This is a genomic window from Pedobacter terrae, assembly GCF_900100705.1.
Lineage (GTDB): Bacteria > Bacteroidota > Bacteroidia > Sphingobacteriales > Sphingobacteriaceae > Pedobacter > Pedobacter terrae.
This window is the reverse complement of the sequence record NZ_FNCH01000030.1, coordinates 21,052-47,129: the sequence shown is the minus strand read 5'-3', so window position 1 is coordinate 47,129 and position 26,078 is coordinate 21,052. Positions and strand designations below refer to the sequence as shown.

At 37.6% G+C, this 26,078-nt stretch carries 19 protein-coding genes; 4 read left to right on the top strand and 15 right to left on the bottom strand.

Going from position 1 to position 26,078, the window contains the following annotated elements:
- Positions 1 to 45: 45 nt before the first annotated feature.
- Positions 46 to 999 (bottom strand): methionyl-tRNA formyltransferase, encoded by a 954-nt coding sequence (locus BLR60_RS23160; protein ID WP_090504461.1) that lies wholly within the window; start codon positions 997 to 999, stop codon positions 46 to 48.
- Between the two features lie 153 nt (positions 1,000 to 1,152).
- Between BLR60_RS23160 and BLR60_RS23155 the strand changes: the two genes are divergently transcribed.
- The 3 genes from BLR60_RS23155 to BLR60_RS23145 are packed head-to-tail and all read left to right on the top strand — an operon-like array spanning position 1,153 to position 3,335.
- Complete coding sequence (locus tag BLR60_RS23155) at positions 1,153 to 1,854, top strand: aspartyl/asparaginyl beta-hydroxylase domain-containing protein (RefSeq protein ID WP_090504458.1); 702 nt, start codon at positions 1,153 to 1,155, stop codon at positions 1,852 to 1,854.
- Entirely contained in the window at positions 1,851 to 2,825 is a 975-nt protein-coding gene (locus tag BLR60_RS23150; RefSeq protein WP_090504455.1) for a hypothetical protein, read from the top strand. The genes BLR60_RS23155 and BLR60_RS23150 overlap by 4 nt, the downstream gene beginning before the upstream one ends.
- Positions 2,826 to 2,831: 6 nt before the next feature.
- The gene (locus BLR60_RS23145; RefSeq protein ID WP_090504452.1) at positions 2,832 to 3,335 is read left to right on the top strand and encodes a hypothetical protein; all 504 of its coding nucleotides are present in this window, start codon (positions 2,832 to 2,834) and stop codon (positions 3,333 to 3,335) included.
- A 29-nt stretch (positions 3,336 to 3,364) separates the two neighbouring features.
- Here BLR60_RS23145 and cysC read toward each other — a convergent pair whose 3' ends face one another.
- The 6 genes from cysC to BLR60_RS23115 form a co-directional block, all read right to left on the bottom strand.
- Complete coding sequence (cysC, locus tag BLR60_RS23140; RefSeq protein WP_090504449.1) at positions 3,365 to 3,922, bottom strand: adenylyl-sulfate kinase; 558 nt, start codon at positions 3,920 to 3,922, stop codon at positions 3,365 to 3,367.
- Positions 3,923 to 3,986: 64 nt separating this feature from the next.
- A complete protein-coding gene (locus BLR60_RS23135) occupies positions 3,987 to 4,925 on the bottom strand; it encodes a phytanoyl-CoA dioxygenase family protein (protein WP_090504446.1) in 939 nt (312 codons plus the stop codon).
- Between the two features lie 87 nt (positions 4,926 to 5,012).
- A complete protein-coding gene (locus BLR60_RS23130) occupies positions 5,013 to 5,990 on the bottom strand; it encodes a methyltransferase domain-containing protein (protein ID WP_090504443.1) in 978 nt (325 codons plus the stop codon).
- A gap of 107 nt (positions 5,991 to 6,097) precedes the next feature.
- On the bottom strand, positions 6,098 to 7,954 hold the full coding sequence (locus BLR60_RS23125; RefSeq protein ID WP_090504439.1) for a clostripain-related cysteine peptidase: 1,857 nt from the start codon (positions 7,952 to 7,954) through the stop codon (positions 6,098 to 6,100).
- On the bottom strand, positions 7,954 to 11,097 hold the full coding sequence (locus BLR60_RS23120; protein ID WP_090504436.1) for a hypothetical protein: 3,144 nt from the start codon (positions 11,095 to 11,097) through the stop codon (positions 7,954 to 7,956). Before BLR60_RS23120 ends, BLR60_RS23125 begins: the two co-directional genes overlap by 1 nt.
- A 98-nt stretch (positions 11,098 to 11,195) precedes the next feature.
- Complete coding sequence (locus BLR60_RS23115) at positions 11,196 to 11,720, bottom strand: hypothetical protein (RefSeq protein ID WP_090504432.1); 525 nt, start codon at positions 11,718 to 11,720, stop codon at positions 11,196 to 11,198.
- 1,140 nt (positions 11,721 to 12,860) lie between these two features.
- Here BLR60_RS23115 and BLR60_RS23105 point away from each other — a divergent pair.
- Positions 12,861 to 13,421 carry a cyclic nucleotide-binding domain-containing protein gene (locus tag BLR60_RS23105; protein ID WP_090504426.1) on the top strand — a complete coding sequence of 187 codons (561 nt, stop codon included), beginning with the start codon at positions 12,861 to 12,863 and terminating at the stop codon, positions 13,419 to 13,421.
- A gap of 73 nt (positions 13,422 to 13,494) precedes the next feature.
- Here BLR60_RS23105 and BLR60_RS24725 read toward each other — a convergent pair whose 3' ends face one another.
- The 8 genes from BLR60_RS24725 to BLR60_RS23060 form a co-directional block, all read right to left on the bottom strand.
- Positions 13,495 to 13,722, bottom strand: a complete 228-nt coding sequence (locus BLR60_RS24725) for a hypothetical protein (RefSeq protein ID WP_143009135.1) — start codon at positions 13,720 to 13,722, stop codon at positions 13,495 to 13,497.
- Between the two features lie 884 nt (positions 13,723 to 14,606).
- Positions 14,607 to 15,668, bottom strand: coding sequence for a cyclic nucleotide-binding domain-containing protein (locus BLR60_RS23095; protein ID WP_090504420.1), 1,062 nt, complete (start codon positions 15,666 to 15,668; stop codon positions 14,607 to 14,609).
- Between the two features lie 1,152 nt (positions 15,669 to 16,820).
- Positions 16,821 to 17,192, bottom strand: coding sequence for a hypothetical protein (locus BLR60_RS23085; RefSeq protein ID WP_090504414.1), 372 nt, complete (start codon positions 17,190 to 17,192; stop codon positions 16,821 to 16,823).
- A 48-nt stretch (positions 17,193 to 17,240) separates the two neighbouring features.
- Positions 17,241 to 18,062 (bottom strand): hypothetical protein, encoded by an 822-nt coding sequence (locus BLR60_RS23080; protein WP_143009134.1) that lies wholly within the window; start codon positions 18,060 to 18,062, stop codon positions 17,241 to 17,243.
- 121 nt (positions 18,063 to 18,183) lie between these two features.
- A complete protein-coding gene (locus BLR60_RS23075; protein ID WP_090504408.1) occupies positions 18,184 to 19,374 on the bottom strand; it encodes a DUF4998 domain-containing protein in 1,191 nt (396 codons plus the stop codon).
- Positions 19,375 to 19,399: 25 nt separating this feature from the next.
- Complete coding sequence (locus tag BLR60_RS23070) at positions 19,400 to 20,599, bottom strand: DUF5000 domain-containing lipoprotein (RefSeq protein WP_090504404.1); 1,200 nt, start codon at positions 20,597 to 20,599, stop codon at positions 19,400 to 19,402.
- A gap of 22 nt (positions 20,600 to 20,621) precedes the next feature.
- Positions 20,622 to 22,592 (bottom strand): RagB/SusD family nutrient uptake outer membrane protein, encoded by a 1,971-nt coding sequence (locus BLR60_RS23065; protein WP_090504400.1) that lies wholly within the window; start codon positions 22,590 to 22,592, stop codon positions 20,622 to 20,624.
- Positions 22,593 to 22,611: 19 nt separating this feature from the next.
- Entirely contained in the window at positions 22,612 to 25,884 is a 3,273-nt protein-coding gene (locus tag BLR60_RS23060) for a SusC/RagA family TonB-linked outer membrane protein (RefSeq protein ID WP_208600709.1), read from the bottom strand.
- Between the last annotated feature and the right edge of the window lie 194 nt (positions 25,885 to 26,078).

Sequence of the window (26,078 nt, the reverse complement as noted above, 5' to 3'; positions counted from 1 at the left end):
AATTTTAGATTTGTTTAGATTTGTTTAGATTTGATTTATATTTAATTAATTTACATCCAATACAGTAGCCACCAGCTGCCCTACTTCGAAGCGCTCGCCTCTTTCTGCACCTAGCATAACCATTTTATATCCTGAAACAACTCCCTCATTAAGACTTAAAACATTAATACGAAGCAGGTTGTCATCCATACATTGCACATACAGACCACTATGATCAGTATGAATTATTGTACCGGGAACTACTCCTGCCTGGCCCTTCCCTTCCACAGGAGATACCTCTAAAATTCTTGCAGGTTGTTTGCGGTAAGTGGTTATAGCACCGCCATAAACGGGGTTTGCGGCATTGATCAAACATTCAATCTGAACCGCTGTCTGCCGCTCCCAATCAATAGTAAGGTCTTCAACTGTAATTTTCTTATAATAACTGAAAGCGTTTGATTGATTTATGGAATGATGGTCAGTTTTATTTAACTGCTCAATAAATCTCAAAACCATATCATTAGCTAGAACTCCATGCCGTCCCTCTGCTATGCCCCAAGTCTCGCCAGGAATAAAAGGCAAAGCAATTTGCATCATTACCTGACCAGTGTCAAAATCCTTATCAACTTGATGAATACTTACTCCACCACTAATCTCACCGTTTTTCAGTTGCCAGAAAATTGGATCTGGCCCGCCATAGGCAGGCAGCATGCTAAAATGCACATTATAAAAACCAAGCCTTGGAAAATCATATATACTGGCAGGAATGCGGTACGAGAAACCAAACATGACGGCAACATCAGGTTGTATTTCGGTAAAAAGTTTTCCAACACGGATCGCGAGATCATGTTTGTTCACTTTAAGAAAATGAATGTTCTTGATATCGCAGAAATTTTCGATTTCCAGATGGCTATCTCTTAGTTTATCAGTTGATACAACTGCCTCCAGATAACCTAATGTATTAAGATAATCTATTACAGACAGCGTAGCGCGATGGTTAGAAAAAAGGATGATTTTCACTGATGGAAGATTGAGATGTTGTTAATTAGAAGTAAATTTATGTAATAAATTACTAACATCAAATAGTATTTTTCAAATACTTATTTTTGAGTATACATTGTATCAACTTTAATACTAAATTCGACAATCTTAATCTTAAAATCCGCTTTCCAAATGGTAATCTACTCAAAGGTCAACTTAGCCGTTCCGACCTCCCAGATCCAAGATCAACTTAAACAGATAAAGTCAGATTGGATAAATCATTTCAATACAGCTCATTATCAGGGGTCGTGGACAGTTTTCCCCCTACGTACACCAGGTGGCGCAGATAGTATAATTCCAGACCTTGGGGCGGCCGACCATTATCAGGACCATCCTAACATGTTGTTATTTCCTGCTGTAAAACAGTTGATAAATGAAATGCGCTGCGAAATTATGGCGGTAAGATTGCTCAATCTTGCTGCCGGCGCCGTGATTAAACAACATTGCGATGCCGACCTAGCCTTCGAAAAAGGCGAAGCCAGACTACATTTCCCTTTACAGACTAACCCTGATGTAGCATTTTATGTCAATAATGATCGTGTAATTATGAACGAAGGCGAATGCTGGTACATCAATGCGAACCTGCCCCATCGGGTGACCAACTTTGGGCATAGCGACAGAATTCACCTGGTTGTCGACTGCAAAGTTAACTCCTGGCTGGAGCATTTCATTTTAGACAGCAAACTCATTGCTCATGCGCCTGATCAAAAACGTGATCCTGAATTATTAAAACAAATGATTGCTGCATTGAAAATGCACCAAACTGCGCACTCATTTAAAATGGCCACTGAATTTCAAAAGGAGTATGATGATTTAATCAACAGCAAAGCATGAACGAATCATATTTAAAGCACTGGATTCCGTATCGGCTTATTAAAAAGGAGGGAAACTACAGTTGCCAATGGCTTTACACCAACGGAGATCCCTTTACCGGACCATTCTTTAACGAATCCATCAATAAATGCATGAGCCACCGCTATAACTCATCGGCCTTTAAACCATCATCTGACCTTAGTATACTATCCGCGTGGGCATCGGGTTTAAATAGCATTGCGCCTACCGCATTCATTTTTCATGTCTCTAGATGTGGATCTACACTAATTTCTCAATCGCTCTGCCTTAACAATAATCATATTGTACTTCCTGAAGTTCCTTTTATTGATGAATTATTACGCCTTAGCAAAATTGATGATTGGTCTTTACCACTAAACCGGGGAGAACTGATTAAAGCGGTGATCAAAATTTATGGCCAAACCGCCGAAGGAGCAGGAAAACATCTTTTTATCAAAACCGATAGCTGGCACATTCATTTTATGCCGCTGCTTAGAAAACTCTATCCAGATGTCCCGTTTATCCTGCTGTATCGCAAACCTGACGAAATTATCCGTTCGCATCAAAAATTAAGAGGGATGCAAGCCGTTCCGGGAGTGATTCCAAACGAATTGTTAGGCATAGAAAATGGGAAAATTGACCATGCTGATTTCGATGGTCATACCATCAAAGTATTAGAAAATTATTTCGAGGCTTTTATACGGGCTTCACAGCAAGATCCGCTAACTTTATTGCTTAATTATAATGAAGGAATTATCAATATGATGCAACGGTTCTGCAATTTTACCGGTTTAGTACTGAATAAAGCTGACTGGGTACAGATAGAAGCCCGCAGCCATTTTAATGCAAAATACCCCAATCAGGTTTTTCATGAGGAACAACCAGATGAAACCACACCCGCCTACCAGCAACAAGCGTTCAACTATTATCATGAACTCGAAAAATTACGGATTGCGCAAATTGCAACTACTTAAATCAATATGGATCAGAATACGAACCACATACTTAGCTTTTTAAAGGAGATTGGCATCAGTTATAGGCTTGAATCAATCGACACCGAAACGTTTTTACCAGGACTTAAATTACATGCTGGTACATTGTTAATTGATATGGAGAAACTGACTTACCCGGGCGATATTTTACATGAGGCCGGACACCTGGCCTGTATGCCTCCTGCCATTAGAAATAAGATGAGCGACAACCTTGAAAGTGGCGACTTACATAACGGCGGCGAGCTTATGGCTATTGGCTGGTCTTATGCCGCCTGTATTTATCTGGGGATTGAGGCGACTTTCGTATTTCACGAACATGGATATAAAGATAATTCAAAATCAATAATCGAAAACTTTAGCGAAGGCAGGTATATAGGTGTTCCTTTACTGCAATGGCTTGGAATGACATATGATGAAAATCAGGCAAAAATTCATGGAGTAGCCCCTTACCCTGCCATGCAAAAGTGGCTTTGCATAAATAGACCGGGATAGATATTCCCCCATCATCGATCAGCCGTAGCTTAAATATGTTGATTTGCACCCGGGCTCGTAATCGATTCAACTTGGGAAAGAATAAAATGAATTAACTGTTTACACGCTTCTTCTTCGGTAAGTTGTTGCGTATTGAGGTATAGATCCACCTCTAAAGGATTCTCATACACATCATTTATTCCTGTAAAATGATATAACTTATCCTGATGCCCATCTGGCAAAAGTGCTTTGTGATATAATCCTTTCGTATCACGCAGAATAAGCTGTTGAATCGGGCAATCAATCCAGATTGTTTTCGCATTATAAAGTTCCCGCAGCTTCTGCCTGCCAGACTCATATGGATTGATAGCCGCAATTACAGCAATAATACCCTGTTGCACAAATTCATAGCCGACATGACCAAGACGACGGATATTTTCAAGCCGATCAGCATGCGAAAAACCAAGATCGTGATTTAATGTTTTGCGGTAAATATCACCATCAATTATCCTAATGGAATAACCAAGCGCCGTAAGCTGTTGGTCAACTAATCGGGCAAGCGTGGTTTTGCCAGCGCCGGATAAACCTGTAAATTGTAGTAAGAGCATTATTTTTTTTTACTAATAATGAGGTTAACAAATATTTTAATCACCCTAAAATTTATTAATAGGATTAAAGCTTTGTAAAGCTGATGTACTGTACAAACCGAGGGTAATCAGATCGGTTTGCAGTTGCAGCATGAGGAAGCGCTTCTAACCATAAAATTAAATCGCCTTTATTTCCTGCTACAGCTATTTGACGATTTTGCTGCCTTAAAACATCAATAGCTTGATCGGGATTGGGATACAGTTGCAGAAAAGAATCAATCTCATGCTGGAAGCCGGGAATTAAATTCAGTGCTCCCCTATCTTCTGGCACGTCATTAAGGTAAACCAAACCTTGTATATAATACTTAATGCCATTTGAAAAATCTATATCCCAATGTAAAGGACTACCACTAAAATTGAAACTATCTGTTTCAGGCGGATTATACCCGAGCTTTTCCGTTTTAGCAATAATAGAATTAGTTTGATACAATTGTGCAAATACCTGTCTGATTAACTCAGAATTTCTGACTTTGGCAATATGTTCATTCTGATAAAGTTGCAACATGATACCTTGAAGCAGACTATGTTGGGTATACCAGCTAGATGGTTGCTCCAGATTTATTCCAAGCATTTCTGTAATAACATCAACCACATGGTTACAATCATCTTCACTGACCAAACCTGATATCCTGATGTAGCCATTTTTATCCCAGAATTTCAATTGATCGGCATCTAACACCTTTAAAAAATCCTGATCTGGTTTATCTATCGCACGATCACACCATGAATTAAATTTTTCTACAGCTTCCAGATAGGCTTTTTTGCCCATTCGATGCATAATCCATTGTTTAAACTCGTCATCACTTTCGCAGTGCCCATATAAAAAATCGTAAGTTTCAAAAATTCCAATACCAAAAACAGAAAGAAATACCTCTTCCATCCTAAAAAAATCCTGATTGATATTGACCTCAGATTTCTGACGGCTATGATAAACGCGGTAAAGACTAACAAAAGAACTGTACATAATGCTTTCTGTAGGCTAAACGGATTTAAATGTGGCAGTGTTAACTATCTGTTTGTTATCGTTATTCATAGTGTTTTAAACGTAGTTTTAATATGTATAAACAAAGCCAGGTTTATCCGACATTACATACTCAAATGTAATTGTCATATCCCCCTTTTGGTTTTGTAATTTACAGATGGCTAACGGCAAAGTTAAGCTGCAGTTGTAAGTAGTTAGCACTTCCTTACCAAACACTGTTATTTCTGTAAATAAACTAAGCTGTTTATGGGTTTCGGAAGCCGGCACCTGTAAAACGACCGGTTGCGGAAGTTTAAATTCACGGCTAGCGCTGTACACCAACCCTGCTTTTATCCTTTTCGGCAGGTATTCAGGTATGGTAAAATATTTATATTCCTCTTCCCAACGGGTTAATACTGCTTCAACAGTAATATTTTCGGGAATAAAAATAGCTTTCGGATGCATCTGTGGAATTAAGTTGTTCATGATGGCCACCTGAGGTTCTTTCCTTAAAGCATTTAACATGGTTTCTGAAATGACCATATCTATACGAATATGATTGGGGAATTCATAAGTAGTGGCATCCGTACAAACATAGTCGATCACATATTCTGACAAGCCTAATTCTTCATAAAGTGCTTTTGCCGCATCCAACGAATCAGGGTTAATATCCAATAAAATGAAATTGATTTGTGCCGAAGTAAATTTGGAAGTTAAAGGTGTAAGCAATGTGGCGTAAGGACCACAACCCGCATACAATATATGGACGGTTTGCCCCGGCATAGCATTTAATAATTGATTAATTGCCTGATTAATGCCTCTGATAAATCTACGTGTGCGTTCTAGTTCTTTAAGACAATGCGCCGCTTTAATGGATGAAACTGCTTTACCATTTGGCAGATAAATGTCTTCATCTGTAATATTACCAGCATTTATACCGGTTGCGCCGGCAAAAAGTAAGTGCAGCTGTTCAATTGCATTTTTAATCTGCAGATAGTCGTCTTCAAAAAGTAAGACATTAGTTGCGGCAAACATGCGCTCGTTGCCTTGTTGAGTCGTTAATTCCATTTATTTTTTTAATCTAATGATGAAAAATTTAATACTGAACTAAGAATGTTTTAGCTCAGGTTGATCATCTGATTATTAATTTACTATGTACATTGTAATGTAGTATTTTAATTAATAACATAATCTTCAAATTTGGTATAATGTTTATTTCCATAGAAATCAACCATACAAAATCCTACCTGATAATTCCCTTTTGGCATAGTTGAAAGCTTGATGTCTAAAGCTGAAGGATCAGTGATCGTAATTTTACCCAATTCAATATTCATTGATTCATCCAGGGCATTTTGACCCAGAAAAACAATTTCATCATGTGCCTGCAGGTCCTTAATCTTATCCGTTATCCCATCGGCAGAGATCTCCCGAAATCCGATCACTTTAGCCAGATTTTCCCCATCAACATTAAAATACTTCATTATTAGTTCTGCTTGTTTTCCGTTCCAAAGCACTGGTACATTGTAAGATACACCCAGTTGATTGGAAAGCCCCATAAATACACAAACATTGATACCGTTAATACTGATCCACCTGGCATCCCATTTTTTATTACCCCCATACAAGGTAATATTTCCACGATAATCCACATTTGTATCATAGGCATCCAAACCATACGACACCAGCGTACTATCCCCTGTTAATTTTCTAATATTTAGGTAAATCTTATTGGTATTAACCAACATGGCTGCGTTTAGCTTTCTTCCAGAATCACTAACAAAAACACTATCTACACCTCCACCTATCCATTCAGCTACATAATTTTCAACAAATTTTTCAAATGCTGTATTAAAAGGAATTTGAAAATAATCATTTAACTGGCTGGCTGTTTTTCTATTATAATATGGGAAATATACCGAAAGCCCTGAAATGGCATCTTTATCTAAATTTTTTGAATAAGCATTGAATAAAACTGCATCTCTTAACTTTTTTTCGAAATCGGTAAATAAGGTGTCTGTACTTTTAGTGGCTAACTTAAAAAAACTAAAAATATCAATCATATCTTCAGCCGCGAATGAAAAAGAAGGCAATCCGAATGATTTGGACTTGGCCCGGTAATTCGATTTCTGTTTAAATGCTTCTTTTGGCGGGTATGTTGAAAGATTTGTAGCAATATTGCTGATCAGTTTTCCGACACTTGTATTTAATGCATCAACTTTATGAAGCGCTATTACAGATAATGTGGCCTGGAGATAAGGTTGAGACGAATAAGTATCAATATACGATTTTGCAATTCCTTCAAGAAGTTGAGTTGTACTTAGGTTTGGATTGGTAGATAACGAATTGATGATATATTGATAATTCCAGCCGTTGCCAGGTTCCAGTTCTTGTGAGGCCACCATGTATTCAGCATAAGGTGCCAGTACCGTGGCGGTTTCAATGGTTGCCATTAAACAGGCATCAAAACCTATAAAATCCAGGTTCAAATCATTTCCGTTACGTTTCAAATCAGCAAAAGCCTCACCCATTTCACGCAATGAAAGGGAAATATCTTCAGGAAATAGCTCATCATATCCAAAACCATGCACACTGCCTCTTCCGTGATTCCAAAAAATCAATCCATATCTTTCTGCCGGAAAGTTCTTTTTGCTAAAAGCAATAAAATCAGCCAGGGTAGATGGGTCTCCTATGCTTTTATTTGTAGTAACGTTTACTTTTTCAAAACCATCTTTAGTTACCTTACTATAGGTTAGGCTATCGCTGGAAATCGGCTCAGAAAAATGCCATTTTTTAGTACCGCCATGCAAAATCACCGTTGCAAAATGATCATCAACGTTTTTATAGGAATGGATAATTTCATTAATGTCTTCACTCGCCAATTGATGTTTGCTTTCCAGGTCTGATCCATTCATATAAATCAGTAGCACAAAACTGCGTTTAGGCTCCAGGTTTTCCGCATGGGTTGTACCAGCATAAAATATTAGTCCAGCCAGTATGAACAGTAAATGGCGACTTTTGCTAATAAAGCCCATTATCTTCTCGGATTAACTTGTGGAGGGTTTCTAAATTGATAAATGGCTGCGGCCACAGCATCCTTAAATTCCTCGCCATATTCATTCGTCGTATCCGGGAATGTTTTCTTTAACAATTCTGATAAACCATCTGCATAATTCTCATTGGCTTGATCGATATCGAAATCGCTGTTGGCCTTAAATGATCTTTTAACTTCATTATTGTCTTCAATAACATTCTCTACACTTGAAAACAAGGAACGTCTTTCGCTCCTTAAACTTCTTGCAACTGTTTTCTGATTATTTATATCCCTAACAAGGCCTAAGAGATCAGTCATCTGCTGATCCATTTCACTGGAAATGCTGGCTCTAACCTGGTTATCGCGTACCAAGGTAATTACATCGTCCAATGAACTTACAAACTCATCATCAAAGGCTTCTACACATTGGCGCTGTATCACTTCATTCTTGAGTTTCACTTCTTCTATTTCGCAAATATTTTGTTGCCAATCTTCGGGCTGTTTTTCATATTCATCCACGTATTTCTTATTCGATTCGATCAAAAAATCTTCTATCATGTCATGAAATTCCAGTAAGTCATAATAGTCCTTTTTATTTTGCGCAATGCTTTGCAATTTAGGCGTTAATAAATTATAATCTGTTTCTGAACTTAAAGTTCTAAAAATACCGTTACCGATATTTGAGGTCACTTCCTGCGTTTTAGCAGATAGTTTATCTTTCACAAAACCAGTAACCAAAGCACCAATATCATTCATCGCTTTATCGATATCCAACGAACCTTTTAACGTGATATCGTTTCCAAAAACGGTTAACTCAAGCTCTGCTTCTATTTTTCTGGCGTTAGCGGTAAATTCCATACTCAATACGAAAGATTTGATCCAAAGTAATTTGGTAATGGCACCTAAGATATTAGCTACTGCCTCTAAAGCTCCTGATGCGATCTTTCCTCCCAGGGTTAATGCTGCTTTCGCTATTTCCAAAGCACCATAGGCAACGCCAATAGCCACATTAACACCCACCTTTAAGGTTTCATAATATAAAATCTGAGCTGAATAATAAATTTTTTCATCCACTCGCCACCAGGAAGCATCTTCTCTTCTATCAATATAACCTAGGATGTAATTATTATATTCATTTATTGTGTTACTCAAATTTAAAATCTGTTGTTGCGCTTCAGTCAATTTCCGGTTTGCATTTTCTATAGAGTTTTGAACGCTCTTTGCCGCATCACGCACGGCATTCTGGGCTTCTTCCAAAAGTTTAATAAATCCACTGGTATCGAATACCAAACGTGAATTAAACCCACTGCTCGAAAAATCTGCGTAGTTTCCATCTAAATGAAATAAGATTTTAAAGCCAACATATTGCAGTTCAAGATCAATGTACACCTTTCTGTCTTTAAGAAGAATCAAGGCATCCAACTGAAAGATATTTAAAATATTGACATAAGCACTTAAATAGAATTCGAGTTTTTTTGATGCTCTGTTGATGTTCAAATACAGTACAGGGCCTTGAGCATCTGCTTTTATCAAGGCACCAGCCAGTCCACCTTCTACAGGTTCCATAGGCATTGTTTTTCGGGACCTTGTCAGTTCAAATATTCCCTTGATCTCAATTTTTGAAATTTCGATTAATGCCAGAATAGCATTACCAGGCTCTATAAGAAAGAGTCCTCTAGCCTTTACATTAAAGATTTCGATAGTACCACACAGAAAAAAACCAATATTCATCTGATAGTTCCCAATTCTGGTAGGCTGAGTGCATATAAACAGCTGGCAGTTTAAGGAAATAGCTCCCGATGAGTCGACACGGTAATGCCGCATGGTTGAAGTATCGGTAAAAATGGCTTGACGGCTGTTTCCCAACGCAGAAACCTGGAGGTTTTCTACGCCAGGTATAGCGAGTTCCGTGGGCAGGTTTGAATTAAAATTATTTAAGATTTCTGCTTTACTGGCATTTTCTGGATTCCATTGAGGCATTTTAGCATTATTGATTTCAAAATCAGCTAAAGCTACCACATCAAGGAATTCTATTCCAGGAAAATCAACTTCCGCGATATCTACAATAATGTCTTTTAGGGAGGTCCTTCCCTTGGTAGAGGTAATGGCTGCTGTGATGAGTCCGATATTGGCCTGGCTCACAATAAACCCGGCAAAAATGGAAATATTATCGGTCGTTACCCGACCAGTCATCCCAAAAGTAACGCCTGTGGCTCCTACGCCTATCATCAAGCCTAAATCGCTCAGGCTGATCCTGGTGTTTAATGGTATCTTATAGTTTGATGAAGCAGATAAGGTAAAAGAGGAAACAGATAAGTTTCCGGCAAGCACAAAGGTTAACACATCATCTTTCAGCGGAAAATTGAGCTTCCCTCCTGCCTCCAGGTAGAACCCATTATCGTTTTTGATCCCGAAATATAAATTTTCAATCTCATAACCCTCTTTTTTGATATTTGCACTAACGAGCATCGCCTCAAATTTTGAAGTGTTCAGCGCTGCACCTATAATCAGATCGATATGATCCAAACCAGTTAGTTGATAAAGTCCTTTTCCAAATGCACTATCACTATTTTTCAAATCAAATAGTGAGTTGGCAACCAATTGGTAATTATTAAAGCGATCTGACAAGATCATTTCGGGAAAATAATCCGATGCCGTTCGCTTCAAATATTGGTTTATGGCAAGTGAAGATTTGTTCCTAACGATTAATGCTACTTTTTTTATGGCAAAAAAAGTCATGGTGTCGTAAATGAACTGCTCTAATACGTTTCCATCCCGAAAAAAATTGGTATCTATGCTTAGCGCCAACTGTTTAGTATCTGCCAGCACAACCGCGTTGACATACAGCGAAGCCTTAACACCCGCCACATTTTTATTATACTGAATAACTACCGACCAGATAGCAGCAGATTTAAGCACCTGTGCTTTGAAGGTTCCTGGTAAGCTATTAAACAGCGTAAATTGCCCGGACAGCCCATTAACGCCTAATTCATTGTTGTTTAATAAATCTTTGATTTTAGCCCGACTGGTATCGAGCTCTCCTAAAATCAATTTTTCATTGTTATTTACAACAATAGTTATTGATGCATCTAACTCAAAAATCTTCCCGGCAGCCGAAAAAGCGAAGTTGGTATGGTTGCTCATTGGAAATCAAAAATTATGCTCTCGCACCAGTACTTAATCGATAATAGATCAACTTAGTTGTACTCATCCCTTAATCATTTAACTATCTTATCATCTCTTTATCCTGCTGCTTCCGTTAATTTTTTTTCAGGTGCATTTAGTTTCTCAACCAAATTGTCAATGGTATCTAAATTTAGCTGCTGTAATATCTTATTTCTTTTGGTATTCCAGATTTTAAAGGCTAGTTTCTCAATTTTTATAAATCCTAAATCAGGAACGGCACCTCCACAATCTACTTCAATGGCAAAAGCATATTCCTTAACATCTCCTTTAACATAAATATAAGCGGTTTTTAAGCTAAATATAAGCTTCTCCACATCAAACTTGGCATTTGGCTTTTCACCAGAATTTAATGATTTAAGATTGTTTTTTATATCATCCGTATTAACCTCACTTCCAAACGCTTCAGTTAAATCTTTTACCATTTCACCTAAGGTGGCACTACCTACCTCATCTGGATTTGTCGGCGCTAAAAGAAAAGAAGATTTATCTCCAGCTTTCTCTCCAGCTTTCTCATAAATTGCTACTAATTTGGTTTTAAGTAATTGGAACTGTACGCCCAATTGAAGACTCATGTCGCTCATTTTTTTTTAAAATTGTTAATTTTTCCTACTCTTTTGGCTTTTCGGACGATGCCCCGTTTGCTCTTGTGGTCTCTGGTCTCCACTTTGATTCTGATCAGATTATTTAGCCGATTGATGCAGATTGTTCAAGTCTTCCATCATCGTTAATACTTTGATTAATTAATTGGCTACAGTTAAAAGCAAGGGATATGAACCTGTAAAGGTTGGCTTACTATTAGGTTTGTCTTTGGCTGATCTTCTCAAAGCCGACATTGAAGTTATTGTTTTTTGCATATCAACTATATTATGGTGTTAAATCCATTTTTTAGGCACAAAAAACTTAGCCATTTTATGGCTAAAAAGATTGGCCCGGGCAATACAGTTGCAACGAGAAAGATTGATGTTCTGAGAGCGTTGCGTAAACTGATGGTTTGCTAATTTTTCGGCAGATCCAAAAAAAAGAACTGCTGCACGAATATAATATTTTTATGATTTTAAATCCCCATACTGAACGAAAAATAATATTAAAATAACACCAGGAAGAGAAGATGTCGAGGTTTAGCAAGTAAGCCTGTTACCTGGATATGTTTGTTTAATTGTTGTGCCACCAGGATTTAAAGTGATAAAGTCAGTTTCCAAAACCTGTACCTGTTCTGTAGAAGCATTTTGAAGTCCTTCGCCGCACCCAAACCATAATAAAGAACAGAAGAGCCAGCTTAAGGATTTTTTTGTTATGCTCATTTTCATGATAATCTTCAAAATAGAAACAGGTCCTATTACCTGTTTGGCTACAAAATAAAGAGGCAGTAATGCAACTCTTGCCTGAAATGATACTCAAGCGTAGAAAATAGCAACCCAAACGTAATATACCCTTGCTGAACTGCCACCTTTAAAGGGCCTTTAAGTGATAGACTGTCTGGTTCGCATATTTACGATTCAGTATTCAACTAAAATGCTTATGTAAGAAATGTAACGGATTGGATGACTTGTAACCAAAAGAATTAATGTTGCGCCGTAATTGAAATAAATCAATGATCGTGTTGAGCAAAATCAAGAGAGTGATGCTTTTTAATTGTGAATTTAGATCCATAACATGTTAGTAGCCTGTTAAAAGCTGTAAAAAAGATTAGTAAGCTGTTGTAAGCATAAGAATAATTGGAAATGGAAAAAATAGAAATTAAGTTTTTTTTAAAAGTGTTCCTACCATTAATTAACCGAAGAGAAGGCCGCGCGGCGCTAAGGTGCCTCTTCAGACATACCACTGCATTTACCCTACAGAAAGGAGAAACGCTCTTTCCGAAAAATATTCCGGGTACAGTTGGTCAGATTATAGTGGTATGCAGTGGGCTGATTAACGGTTTTTTGCAGGATAACGAATGGGAAAAGACGGATATCTGGCTGGGACAAAAAGGTAGTATTTATATTTGTCAAGGCCAGAACAGCCCCCGAACAGAAAATCTTAATCTGGAGGCTATAGAGGAGGCCATCATTTTTTTAATAGATTATGAAGAACTCGAAACCAGCTATAAATCGCATCCCGAATTAGCAGAGTTATTCTACAACTACTTTCTTCCCTGTGCCATGAGCGATGCCAGCGAAAGAAATATAATCTTCCGTCTGCCTGATGTAGCCTATAGAATTAACCGTTTCCGAAAATTTTATCCTGGGGTATACGAACGCCTGCCAAAAGATTTGCTTCTTTCTTATGCTTTATGTGGATAATTGCTGAAAAGGATAAGATATTTGCTTCTTAGCTATGGCAGATTTTCTACAGACTGCCATACGCTGATAAAACTTATTTACGCACCACTTCTCCCCGGTTCTCAGACAGATTATAATATAGATTGAAAAAATCTGTACTCCCTACATAAATGAATTTCTTGTATCCAGTATTTTCGATACCATCTCCTTGCGAAGCCGCTCCCAGTTCAGAATAATATCGCATATTCACCTGCTGTTCGATCCTGGTAAGACCAAAAAAAGCTGTCAATGTAAATATGGTCAATAACAGATGAATACTCATATAATTGAGCTCAAATGACCTGATATGGAATATCATTAACCAGAATACTAGTGCTAGGATTAGACAGACAAGAGTTAGGATCAATCCAGCAAACCTGTATTCGAATATGTAGGGATAGGATAATAGGTACGGTGCAAAGCCGATAAAGAGAAACAACCAACGTAACACCTGTTCCGAACATTTATCTTTCATCCAGGAACACAAAATAAATATCAAGCAAAGTAAAATTGGAACCAGCAACACAAGAAGAACTTGCTGCATCAAAGTGAAAATCCTTTCAGAAACCAGAAGATGGGTCAACTCCTCCAATTTTAGTATATCAATTTTAAAATTATGGTAATAATATAACTCTCCAACTGCATTCAAGGCAAACAAAAACAGGAGGCAAAAAAGTAAGTAGATAAATAACATTCTTAACATATTTTATACATATTTTAATAGGTACACCATGAAAAAAGCAGTCAGCTACATGATGAGACTAATAGCTTTACCAGACATTTTTTAGCTTTATTTAAAATGATAAATGCTGATGAATCTTCATATTTTAGTTTTAAAATCATGTTGATCTGAACGGAATTCGAAGTTGGTTGTAATTCACTTTATTTCCATTGACTATAGACAGGCCATCCCTTGATCGTCATCAGTACGGATTGACTTTTGCTACTCCATACACAGAGCAGCATCCTGAAAGTGATTGATATATCTATTTAGATTGTTATTGGCATACCTTGATGAAGAGAAAAAGCTAACAGGATTGTTCTTTTTGCATCCCAATAAAAAAACAGAAAACCTGCTATATAAGTACCGGCCGAGCGCTATTAAACCAGCCACATAATAAGATCAGGCCCGAAACAAAAGGCTTGTATTAAATCTTTTGTCAAAGGTCAATTATGTACTTTTTTTAACCGCTCAACTTTTTTTAGAATGATATCGTTCCCATCCTTTTCTATGAGCCCTTCCTTTGTAAAATCACTGAGAATTCTGCTAAGCGTTTCTGAGGCAATTCCAATTACATTTGCAAGGTCGTTTCTTGGAAGCGTAAGCCGTGTATTATCTGGTATATTGCTTTCCTTTTTCGCCAATCTTACAATCGACCTGGATACTCTTGCCCGTACAGGAGCATGTGCAAGTTCCAATGTCTGATCATCCTTTTCATGCGCCACTTTTGCCAATTTTTTCGCAAAAAAGTTTGTCACTTCAGGATGCTCCTGAACCAATTTATTAATCATCCCCAAAGGAATAACCACCACCTGTGCATCATCAATAACCATTGCCGTATTTGACGAATGCGATCCTGAGATAAAATCCTGAAATCCAAAGTATTCGCCAGCGTAATATAACTCCGTAATCAATACATGTCCGGAAGAATCTGCAATAAAAGTTTTTATTTTTCCTGACAGCACATAATAAATCCCTATACAAGGTTCTCCCCTATAAAAGATTATTTGTTTCTTCTTAAAAATTCTCGGCACCAATGTTTCGCGCATGGCATCCAACCAAAAAAGGCCGTTATCTATCCCGGTATGGCTTTTCTGCTGAAACTGCTGCTGCAGGAAAAACTCATACCGAAGTCGTCTTTTCCTTAACCGGGCCTCCACTTGATTCAGTAGTTCCGCATCGTCAAAATCATCATTAAGATATCCATCTGCACCTATCTCCATCAATCTTCTTATCGCGTATTGATCATCCCCCTTTACAATCATTACAACAGATATGCTAACCGTATCGATAAACTTGTTTACCATACGCAGTACACCAAACCCATCGATCCCATATAGATCCATGCCACAAATGATCAGGTCTACCGGTAGGTTCCTGATTAATTCCATCGCTTTTTTCCCATTATCAGTAAACTCAACCAAGTATTTACCCATGACCAATATATCAGAAATCTTCGCCCTGAGCTTGGCGTCCTTTAATATAATCAATATCTTAGAGCCTTCCATTCAAATGTAATTTTTTCCTACAGAAAACTATTTGCTCCCTGTTGGATATCTAAGTTTGTTAATCTATTCCTTATCCAGCTTTTACGAAAGAGGGTTACCCAGCCAAAGAATTTAATAGCTTTGAAACTGGGTGGAAACAGGGAATTTTATAGCAAAAGCATGTAAACCCTACGGCTATCTTCATTATCCCTGATCAAATAATTGATCAGTAACCCACCAAACAATGCGCGCAATCTGGTAGCAATTCCAGGTCAAAAGGCCGAGCACCAAACAAACACCCAATAATCTACTGATGATCAGACACACCGATTGTGATATTAAAAATTCAGATGCTTTACATTTTTTTTTATTTGGGCTTATATTTTTTTTGATCACATTTATTTCAAAGGGTTTGCATTGCATTAATATTATAGACTTAGGATAGACATTCTCAAAGGTTGTTAAAATAATAAAAAAACCTATTGATTATTATCAACAAGTTGGTTGAAAAAAATCAACTTGAAATATGAACCGCCCAAAATTTGAGTTAAATAAATCGGTTTTATTATTTAGCCGGATCAGTTGTCTGATTTTTCCGCATATTAAAGGTGCTTTCGTATTGCAATGAGGAATAAAGGGATGATATCTCTTAAAAATAAGATTTTAACTTTGACATACATGATTAAATAGAAAGATTTTAGGAATAAGCTAGCTTTTGATTAGTCAAAATGCGAAAATCTATAATAATTGTTTGTTTGCTTATTAACAACAATTTTTTGGAAAGAATTAAATTATGTTTTGGGGAGAATCCGAAGAACAACTTTTACAAAAAAACAATAAATCTACCTATTCAGAAAGGAAGGATTTTAGCTGGCTCTGCACGTTAATAGCAAAGACTTCAGACAAAAATCGGTTTATATCAGGCCTCTGGGGTAGATAAGTTTTAAAATAACCTATTAAGCCTGTTGATAGATTTACTGTAAAGATTTTAAGGTATATCAATAACCCGTTAATTTCAATATGGGTTAACCGCGGGTTACAACCTTTGGAGAAAATTATCTTAAGTAAAAAACCCCAAAAGTTAAACTAAAACTTTTGGGGTTACTATTATGACATAGCCTCTTCTTATCTTGTTATTGAAAATTGGTTAGGCCATTTCATCCAAATGTATGGTTATGGTGTATAGGTGCCGCTACTCCATTCTGGCAAGCCGTCTTTTCGCATGGCTTCTATGATTAAGCAATTGTATACATAATCCCAACTTGAAGAAACCTCACTATCCTGATTTAAGCCGTATGGCCACCAATGTTGTTTATCACCATTAAGAGGTGCGTCTTTACCCGTTATTTTTTTCAGTAAAGTATTTACCGTGTTGCCGGTATAAACTCCGTTAACTATTGCCGTACCCGTCCACCAGTCGGTAGTTCCCGTACCTAAAGTGTGGTTGAACTCGTGCAGTGTGGTACGTAATTTTTGATAGGTGGCATTACTTCCATAACGTACCCATCCGGTATTGGTTGCATCGGCTGTTGCTACGTCTGGCACGTAATTTAAGGTAATATTCTTTGTTGCCGATGTATAATTGTTTAAGTACTAGCAAGCACTATCAGCAGCTATCTTTATACGTGCATAGACATCAATCTCCTCACTGGTAGGATTTGATGATTTATTGATCGTATAGATAACATTTCCTTTTGCAATGGTTTTAAACGTAACCTCGCTACTGTAACTTACTCCTTTTGAATTGATTGCATAGGCACGTGCATAATAAGTCGTTTTTGGTGTAAGGTATTTCAGGCTCAGCCTAAACTTACCAAGTCCGGCATTGTTATGTTTAACTTTATTGTTACTAACAGTAGGACCTGTTGCTGAAGCATAAACAATGCCTCGTTCTGTAATGGCATCACCACCATCCGTTAACACTTCTATATCAGCCGCTGCTACAGTTGAGCCTACAATGTACATGGGAGAAAAACCAAAAGTTGCACCAGCTATATTGGCGGTAGTGAGTTCCATTTCGTTACCATAAGCTACGCCAGCTTTATTTACGGCGAAAGCTCTTACATAATATTTGGTTGAAGCAGTTAAACCACCAAGCTGACTAACAAAAACACCGGAACCATTAATGCTAACTACGCCAGCCTTTTTGCTATCTATGGTTGGTTTGGGAGATGTACTCCAACAAACCCCCTGGTCGGTAACTGGCGACCCACCTTTGCCGGTTATGACTCCGCCACTCATGGCAGAATTAGTGGTAATATTTGTAAAAGCAGTGGTAGTAACTGTAGCAACAGCACCACTTGTCTCCGTTTTGGGTATTGTAGTTTCTGGTACTTTTTCAGCCTTTTTACATCCGCCGAATAGAGCAAATATGGTGCACGCAGATATAAGATACTTTTTTGATTGATTGATCATTTGAAGTGAGAGTTAAAAGTTTTGAGATTCTATATGGTAAGAAAAGTAAAGTGGTCCAAAAATGAATAATCCTCAAAGCTAAATTAGATTCGAGGATTATTCAATGATGTTTATTTCATAATTAAAGTGTTTTCAGGGATATTCCTTTTACCACCCAATATTGATTACCTGTTGTCATAGTAGCGAGAAAGCCAATTGACACCGTAGTCGGTTGTGTTAGCGTAAATTGAAGATTTTTATCTGCAAAGTTGGTGTAGGCTATTGCAGTCGATATCGAATTTACATTAGGAAGTGTATTTCCAACGGCGGCAACAATATAAACCGGATCAATCGCTTCATTTGCGCCTATATCAATTCCAAAATTATATTTACCGGCTGGTAAAGTTAACGATTGATAGATTTTACCGTCAACGATTGCAGCAGTATTACTCCATCCCATTTCCATCGCCAAAGTTCCACCTTGATCTGAGCACCAGCTACCATAACCACCATGGTTTTTAACACTGGCAGAAACAACCCAATCTTTTAGAACTCGCCATCGGCCACTACCACCATCAGATACAAATGGATTTCCACTATTTTTAAAATATCCGGTATAATCAAGCAATACACGCTGCGTTTGAAAGGCAGTCCTGAAAGTATCCACACATGATGTATCTGGCAAAAAGAGCGTACGGTATTGAATGTCAGTCCCCGCTTTTAAATCAGGAATTGTTGTACTCGTAGAATCGATTTTGGTTCTAATCTTCTTAATTACATTATTTGTACTTGTATATTGTACTTCAGTAGCAAATACTCCTGTGAGTTTATCCATTCCTAGCCATGATATAATACCTTTTCCGGTACTGGCATCTGCCGTCACTGAAGATATTGGCCTGTTACTTAAAGACGCTTTATAACGATCTCCATAAGATCGCGCATTGGCATAAACCGGAACGGATTTATTTCCCACTTTATCATAGGTGTAAATCGTAAAATTCTGCAAACCCTCCGCTACATTCGGGATGGAGTAAATTAAGGTATCAATTGCATTTTTTTTAACTACTGGCAGGACAACTGAATCTTTACCGTTGTTCCAGGTTATTTTACACTTAACAACTTTTGGATCTGCTAAAAATAGCCCTGTAAGCAATACCCTGCTATCGCCAGAAAACATCTTAACAGAATCCAGTTTTCCGGTATAAGATATTTCACCGCCCTCTACAAACTTCTTAAAATCATCCTGCTTAGTACAAGCGGAGTATAATATGGCAGCAAGTAGGAGCGCAAAAAGCACTTTAATCTTGCTATATTTTATGTTGTAATTATTCATATTTATAATTTAATAGGTATAAGATCTATCGAGGGTCTCCATAACATTGTATTTCAGAAATAGACATAAAAGTTGTTCCCTGCCAGTTTTTATTAGTTTTGATACGCAGGTAACGAACTTTCTTTCCGGCAGAAGATAAGGTATAGCTAATTCCTGCATTAGCAAATGCATAATCTTCAGAAGTTTGCACACCATACGGACTTCCAGATGGTTTGGTTGATTTAAATGAGCCTAACATCACCCAATTATTGAAACTTCCATCAGCCGGTGGATTATCGGAACCCCAGATCTCAAAATCTTTTAAGTTACCACCATAATAGTACATCCTTCCAGCGTTTAAATATTCAGGGTAATTCCATATCACTATACGGCTCATAATAGCAGGTTTGCCAATATCAAATGTTACCCATTGAGAGGTAACTTTGCTTACATCTGTTAATGAACAACTAGGCCAGTCGATAAATCCATTATCCCACATATTCTCCAATGCAGTTGATGAATAAGTCTGTCCAACGTCGGTAGGGAGTTTTAAAGGTTTATAAAGAGATTTTGATAAGGCCGTTTCATATAAAGGCTTTATTTTAGTATATAATGTATCACTATAATTCAACCATCTATCACGGATGGTGATGGCAAATTTGTTTTCAAGAGTATCAAAGCCACGGATAGATTGGTTAATATCAGCTGCAGCGGTATAGATGTTTTTCCCTATCTGTTGGTACTTTCCATCTTTAAACATCATCACTTCAATTGATAAATCTGCCTTTGCTGGATTTGTTGAAGTAAAGTTGACACCGGCAAAGTCAGGAATAACTCTTAAATTCCTATAAACGCTCCAAATAGGGTTTTCCAATGGTTTGATTTTAACAATTACCGGTGCCGACTCTACTTCGCTCCTGTTTACGGAGAAAACTTTAACCTCATGAACAGCAGTATCACCAAAACCCTCAACCAATAAGCTGTTATTGTAGTATGATGACTTAACTTCGGCCTGAACACCACTTTTTAAAGTGTACACGGCCTTGATATACAAAAGATCCTTATCAATAGGTAAAGTGTATGTTATTTTTGCATTTGCCGGTCCGTTGGTTACCGAGATATTGGAAACCTGCCCCGGAGGGGTATCATTTTTTTCAAATGGTTTGAGTTCATCTTGCTTACATCCAGTTATGGACACTGTTATAGCTAACAATAGCATTAAAAATAGTTTACTAATCGTTTTCATATTTTCTGATTAATTAATAATATTACCACCCCGGGTTTTGAACAAGCTTCGGGTTTACCGTCAAATCATAAGATCTTATCGGCCATAAATAATCACGTGGTGCTACAAAGTTTTGATTTACAACGGTTCTTACGCGATAGTAAGACTGCTCATCTGGTTGAGTAACGCTCCAGGCTGTGATTGGCTGATTAAACATTTCTGCTGCACGCTTCCACCTTAAAATATCCCAAAAGCGGCTACCTTCAAAAGCCATTTCAATTAAACGTTCCTGTTGAACAATACTTCTCATGCCATCTTTAGTCGTGTATTTAGTAGGGTTAGTAGCATAATTTGTCCATGAAGTTTCTATACTTTGCAAACCGGCTCTTGTTCTTATTCTGTTGATGTATTCGTATACTTCAGAAGAAGGACTCGACAGGGTTTCATTTTTCGCTTCTGCATACATCAGGTATAAGTCTGCTAAACGGATTTCAGGCCACGCATAAGTACGGTATGTTGCACCACTTCCGCTTTGGGTCATATTCCAATCCACTACTTTTTTAACAAAATAGCCTGTTTCATTATACCAGCCAAAGTTATTTGCGCCTGCCAATTGTGTAGATTTGGCTTCAACAGTAAACGTATTTTCATCAGAAGTTGAAGGACTATCATATTTATACCAGGTTGCCCCATCAAATGCTAAATCGGCATAAAAGCGTGGCTCCCTATCAAAGTTTAATCTGGCTGTAGTATATCCTTCTTTGATATAAAAACGCTCTGCTTTTACTGCCTTTCTAAGTGAGTACCGATTAGAAAAATCCAGTGTTTTATCTTCATTGATCGGCACACCATTTTTGGTATAAAACATCTCGGCAATTTTTATTGGTGGGGCCAATTGCTGCCTGGCTACCCCAACAGGGATTGGATCAGTACCTTTCATTAAACGTGGCATCGCAACCTGTTGTAAAAAAACAGCTAAACTATTCGAGTTTGCCCAAACATGCTCTGGATTTTGTGCTACTCTTTCTGTTAATGAGCCTCTAATAGTAAGTTGTAAGGTAGTTGTATCTGATAACTTAAACTGCGACCCTGGAAATGTATACAATTTAAATCCTGCGCCCTCAGCTGCTGTAATTGCAGCCTTTGCAGCCTCAGCTGCTTTCACCCATTTATTGGCATCATATACTGCATTAAATAAAGCAATACCATCTTTATCCCGAAATCCTGCATAATCACTGTTACCATTAAATAATGGACTAGCAGCGGTAAGCAATAATTTAGCTTTAATAGCAAGGGCTATCGGCCTGGTAATCCTTCCTAATTCATTTGTACGATCGGTTATAATAACGGGCAAGTTCGGTATTGCTTCATCCAAAAGGTTACTTACATAATCTACACATTGATCAAATGGCATACGTTTAATCCTAACCTCTTCCTGTGTTGCATCAAGATCTAAATTTTTATCTACAATAGGTATAGGTCCGTACATTCTTAAAAGCAAATAATTATAATATGCCTTTAAAAATTTCACTTCAGCAATCCAGCGTTGTCTTTCATCCAATTTAAGATCTGAAACTTTACTTAGGTCCTGAACATTTTCAAGGAAAATATTACAGGTCCTGATCGCCCTGTAAAGACCACCACCGCCCTGGTTTAATCCATTCCACATATCCATTAATGGACTATCTGAATTTTGATTGCCTCTGGCAATGCGCCAGCTCGGAGAAATAAATTCACGCTCTTCAATATTTGACCAGATTTCATCACCAGCCATATAACCTGGATTGGTAATTGGATCTCCATCTTTAGGTAAAAATGAATAACAGGTAAATAAATATTTTTGCGCCTCATTTCTTAAAGTAAATGCATTATCTATCGTAGCTACATTATCTGGTACAATATCCAGGTACTTTTTACATGAACTCATACATACAAGTATTAGCACCAGGATCGAAGCAAACTTTAACGATCCAGGCTTCTCTTTACTTTGGAATATTATATTAATATTTTTCATTTTCATTTCTTTAGCGACTTTAAAAACTTACACTCACACCTAAATTATATACCGTTTGAACAGGATAACCCAAACCATTACCACCCATTTCAACATCCCATAATTTAAATGAGCTGAATGCAGCTAAATTGCTTGCATTAACGTAAAATCTGGTGGCCCTTAAGCCTAACCTGTTTTGTAATTTGTTAGGCAGGTTATATCCAAGCTCCACACTTTTTAGCCTTAAAAAGGCACCATTACGCATCCACCAGGTTGATTGATATTTACGACCATCAAAATTTTGTTCATTATTATTATCAATAAAACGTTCACTTAAACGTGGCCAAAATGCGTATATATCGCGGTTTTCTTCACTCCAGTGGCTATTGGCAATTATATCGAGTAATCCATTTTGTGAGCCCCCATTAAATACGAAAGGAGACATGTTTTGAGGATTGATAAAGAAAGAAGATCGTGCAGAGCCCTGGAAAAAAGCAGATATATCAAAGCCTTTAAACCCAAAGGTTCCTCCAAAACCATATATAATTTCTGGCGCCTGAGGCAACCCAATCGGTACTGCATCTGCTTCTGATATAATACCATCCCCATTTACATCTCTGTATTTAATATCACCTCCGCCATAGGCATCACCTGGTTTACGACCAAATTGAACCGGGGAGTTCCTGGCCTCATTATCATCAACGAACAAACGCTCTGCTATAAATCCAAAAGCCTGCGTACTTGGTAATCCTACACGGGTTCTGTAAGCTTCATTTGCATTATAATATGGCTCGTCATTAATTAGTACTTTGTTGGTTGCATAGGTAAAGTTTCCTCTTAATTGCAAAAACATGCTATTGCCAAAGGATTTATTATAATTAGCAGCAAAATCTACCCCCCTACTTTCCAGCTCGTTTGTATTTGCTTTTATCGCTGCCTGAAGCCCCATTGTACTTGGAACATATACCCTATCGGCTAAAATATTTGATCTGTTTTGCTTGTATATGTCGAAATTAAGGCTTAAGTCATTAAATAGGGTTAAATCCAGGCCAAGATTGAGTTGTTTTGATTTTTCCCAGGTAATTAGCGGATTTGCGTAACGGGATATTGAAATTCCACTTCTGTAAAACAGATTATCTTCTCCAAATGAAGATCCAAAATTAGGATCGGTCATATTAACCCGTGAAAGATAGAAGAAACGATCTCGAGAATCTCCAATTCCGTCATTACCCGTAATACCATAAGTAGCTCTTAATTTAACATTGGTAAGAACTTTGCTTAATGGTTTAAAAAATCTTTCGTTCGAGATCAAATAACCTAAGCCAAAAGATGGAAAAAATCCAAATCGGTTGTTAGCTGCAAAACGCTCAGATCCATTATAACCAAAGTTGAATTCAGCTAAATAACGGTTATCATAACCATAAGTGGCCCTACCCGATACACCCTGGTTCCTTGATGGTAATGATGATTGTAAATCACCGACATTGGCTGCAAGAAAATTACGCATGGTGGTAATTAACATCCCACTAACTGCATGTTTTTCTTTAAAAGTATGATTATAATTTACAGCTACCTCTGTGTAAAAAGTAGAGTTTAAATTTTTACTTCCCTCAGCATAATTAAGATACTCAGATCCTGTAAGTCCGTATGTTGGCGGTGCTCCACTGTTCAGTAAATTTAACATAATGCCTCCATTCGGATCTGGCACTGAAGAATAATAAAATGGATTATAACTCCGTGCAATATCGAAATAGGAATACCTGATTACATACGACATTAAACGTGCACTTAAACCCGGCAATACGCCTTTAAGATCTTGTTTCAATTCAATCTGGGTTTGTAGCGTAGAGGAGTTATTATCTTGATATCCTTTTACCATTTCAGCATAGGGATTTACATATAATGATCCACTTGGAGAAATGGCATTACCAAATAAAGGGTGTTTGGCAAACGGCTGATAACTTGCCGGATAAACGGCCGGAAACATAACCGGATTTGACCAAAGCGCTTGATTAAATATTTTTTGGCCACCATTTATCTTATTTCCGTTACTATCATAACCGCCAACTGGTCCGGTATAATCATCGAACTGACCATAAACCCTAATAATAGCTTCAGTTGTATTGGTTAAATTGATATTAACCGTTGATCGAACTGAATAATTTTTTAGTTTAATATTATTATTAAAATTATTCAGATTATCCACCTTCAATACACCATTATCTATGTTATAAGTTCCTGAAATATAATAGCTGGCCTTACTGCCACCACCCTGTACATTTAGGTTATAACGTTGGTTGATGGTATAGTCCTTAATCAACTCTTTAATCCAGTTATTATTAGGATAAATAAGCGGATTTTCACCAGCTGCCGTAGCGTCGATTTTAGATTGCAGGTATGGTAATATCCCAAGCCTGTTTCTGGTTAAAGCAGCTTCATTCGCCTGCTTCATATAGGTAATATTATCTGCAAATTTGAAATTCTTGGTATTACCGGATACTGAAGTTTCAGCACGGAAAAAATATTTGGTTTCACCGGCCTGTCCAGATTTAGTGATAATCAAAAGAACACCGTTTGCACCTCTGGCCCCATAAACCGCCGAAGCTGTTGCATCTTTTAAAACGTTGAATGACGCGATATCATCAGGTTGTAAACGGGCCATATCGTTTTGAGTGGATTCTACTCCATCAATCAAAATTAATGGATCCTGCTTTCCTGAACCGAAACTCCCTAATCCACGAATAAAGAAAGAAGCATTATCTGCCCCTGGCTCCCCGCTTCGTTGGTAGGCGATCATACCTGCAACCCTACCCGCCATCATGGTGGTTAGGTTACTTGTTGGTCCTTTCAATTCTTTAGGATTTATAGAAGTAATGGAACTGATTACACTGGTTTTTTTCTGAGTTCCGAAACCAACCACAGCAACATCATTCAGTGTGTTTGCGTCTGATTTTAGTACCACGTTAATAATATATGTACCATCACTTCCGCGCTCATAGTCAGCAACATTTTTGGTTACTGCTTTGTAGCCTACTAAGCTAAAAAGCAATTTACCCGATCTTGCAACCTTAATGGTATATCGCCCCTGATCATCTGTGGATATACCACGGCTTGATCCGGCAACTTTCACGTTTACCCCAGGTAAACCGCCTACGGTATCCTTCACTACCCCTTTAACGGTCACTTCATTTTGTGCAGAAGCAGTAAAACCCAGGGCCATGAGCGTCATTATGCCCACGAGCAATCGGAATACACTTCCACGGAAAAATAAACAGCCCATCATCTGAGCCTTCTTTTTGTAGATTTTTCTCATTGTTTGATTTTAGTTTGAAATTGTTTGTTTATTAGTTTATTCATGAGCGTACCAATCATCATATGGTAAAAACCTTATGATGGCAGATATTCTTACTTTGCAAAACTCAGCTGAAAGCCCTTTCTAGTTACTGAAAAAGCCTGATGATAAATTAGGTAATAATCATCCTTTATAGAGATAGCTATAAGCAGATG

What these genes read in the sequence shown, in the direction of transcription:
- BLR60_RS23065 (WP_090504400.1), bottom strand. Translation starts at nt 22,592, where the DNA reads ATGAAAAATATTAATATAATATTCCAAAGTAAAGAGAAGCCTGGATCG.
- BLR60_RS23145 (WP_090504452.1), top strand. Translation starts at nt 2,832, where the DNA reads ATGGATCAGAATACGAACCACATACTTAGCTTTTTAAAGGAGATTGGC.
- BLR60_RS23095 (WP_090504420.1), bottom strand. Translation starts at nt 15,668, where the DNA reads ATGGAAGGCTCTAAGATATTGATTATATTAAAGGACGCCAAGCTCAGG.
- BLR60_RS24725 (WP_143009135.1), bottom strand. Translation starts at nt 13,722, where the DNA reads ATGAGTATTCATCTGTTATTGACCATATTTACATTGACAGCTTTTTTT.
- BLR60_RS23155 (WP_090504458.1), top strand. Translation starts at nt 1,153, where the DNA reads ATGGTAATCTACTCAAAGGTCAACTTAGCCGTTCCGACCTCCCAGATC.
- BLR60_RS23105 (WP_090504426.1), top strand. Translation starts at nt 12,861, where the DNA reads ATGGAAAAAATAGAAATTAAGTTTTTTTTAAAAGTGTTCCTACCATTA.
- BLR60_RS23060 (WP_208600709.1), bottom strand. Translation starts at nt 25,884, where the DNA reads ATGAGAAAAATCTACAAAAAGAAGGCTCAGATGATGGGCTGTTTATTT.
- BLR60_RS23150 (WP_090504455.1), top strand. Translation starts at nt 1,851, where the DNA reads ATGAACGAATCATATTTAAAGCACTGGATTCCGTATCGGCTTATTAAA.
- BLR60_RS23075 (WP_090504408.1), bottom strand. Translation starts at nt 19,374, where the DNA reads ATGAATAATTACAACATAAAATATAGCAAGATTAAAGTGCTTTTTGCG.
- BLR60_RS23080 (WP_143009134.1), bottom strand. Translation starts at nt 18,062, where the DNA reads ATGATCAATCAATCAAAAAAGTATCTTATATCTGCGTGCACCATATTT.
- BLR60_RS23115 (WP_090504432.1), bottom strand. Translation starts at nt 11,720, where the DNA reads ATGAGCGACATGAGTCTTCAATTGGGCGTACAGTTCCAATTACTTAAA.
- BLR60_RS23130 (WP_090504443.1), bottom strand. Translation starts at nt 5,990, where the DNA reads ATGGAATTAACGACTCAACAAGGCAACGAGCGCATGTTTGCCGCAACT.
- BLR60_RS23070 (WP_090504404.1), bottom strand. Translation starts at nt 20,599, where the DNA reads ATGAAAACGATTAGTAAACTATTTTTAATGCTATTGTTAGCTATAACA.
- cysC (WP_090504449.1), bottom strand. Translation starts at nt 3,922, where the DNA reads ATGCTCTTACTACAATTTACAGGTTTATCCGGCGCTGGCAAAACCACG.
- BLR60_RS23125 (WP_090504439.1), bottom strand. Translation starts at nt 7,954, where the DNA reads ATGGGCTTTATTAGCAAAAGTCGCCATTTACTGTTCATACTGGCTGGA.
- BLR60_RS23120 (WP_090504436.1), bottom strand. Translation starts at nt 11,097, where the DNA reads ATGAGCAACCATACCAACTTCGCTTTTTCGGCTGCCGGGAAGATTTTT.
- BLR60_RS23135 (WP_090504446.1), bottom strand. Translation starts at nt 4,925, where the DNA reads ATGTACAGTTCTTTTGTTAGTCTTTACCGCGTTTATCATAGCCGTCAG.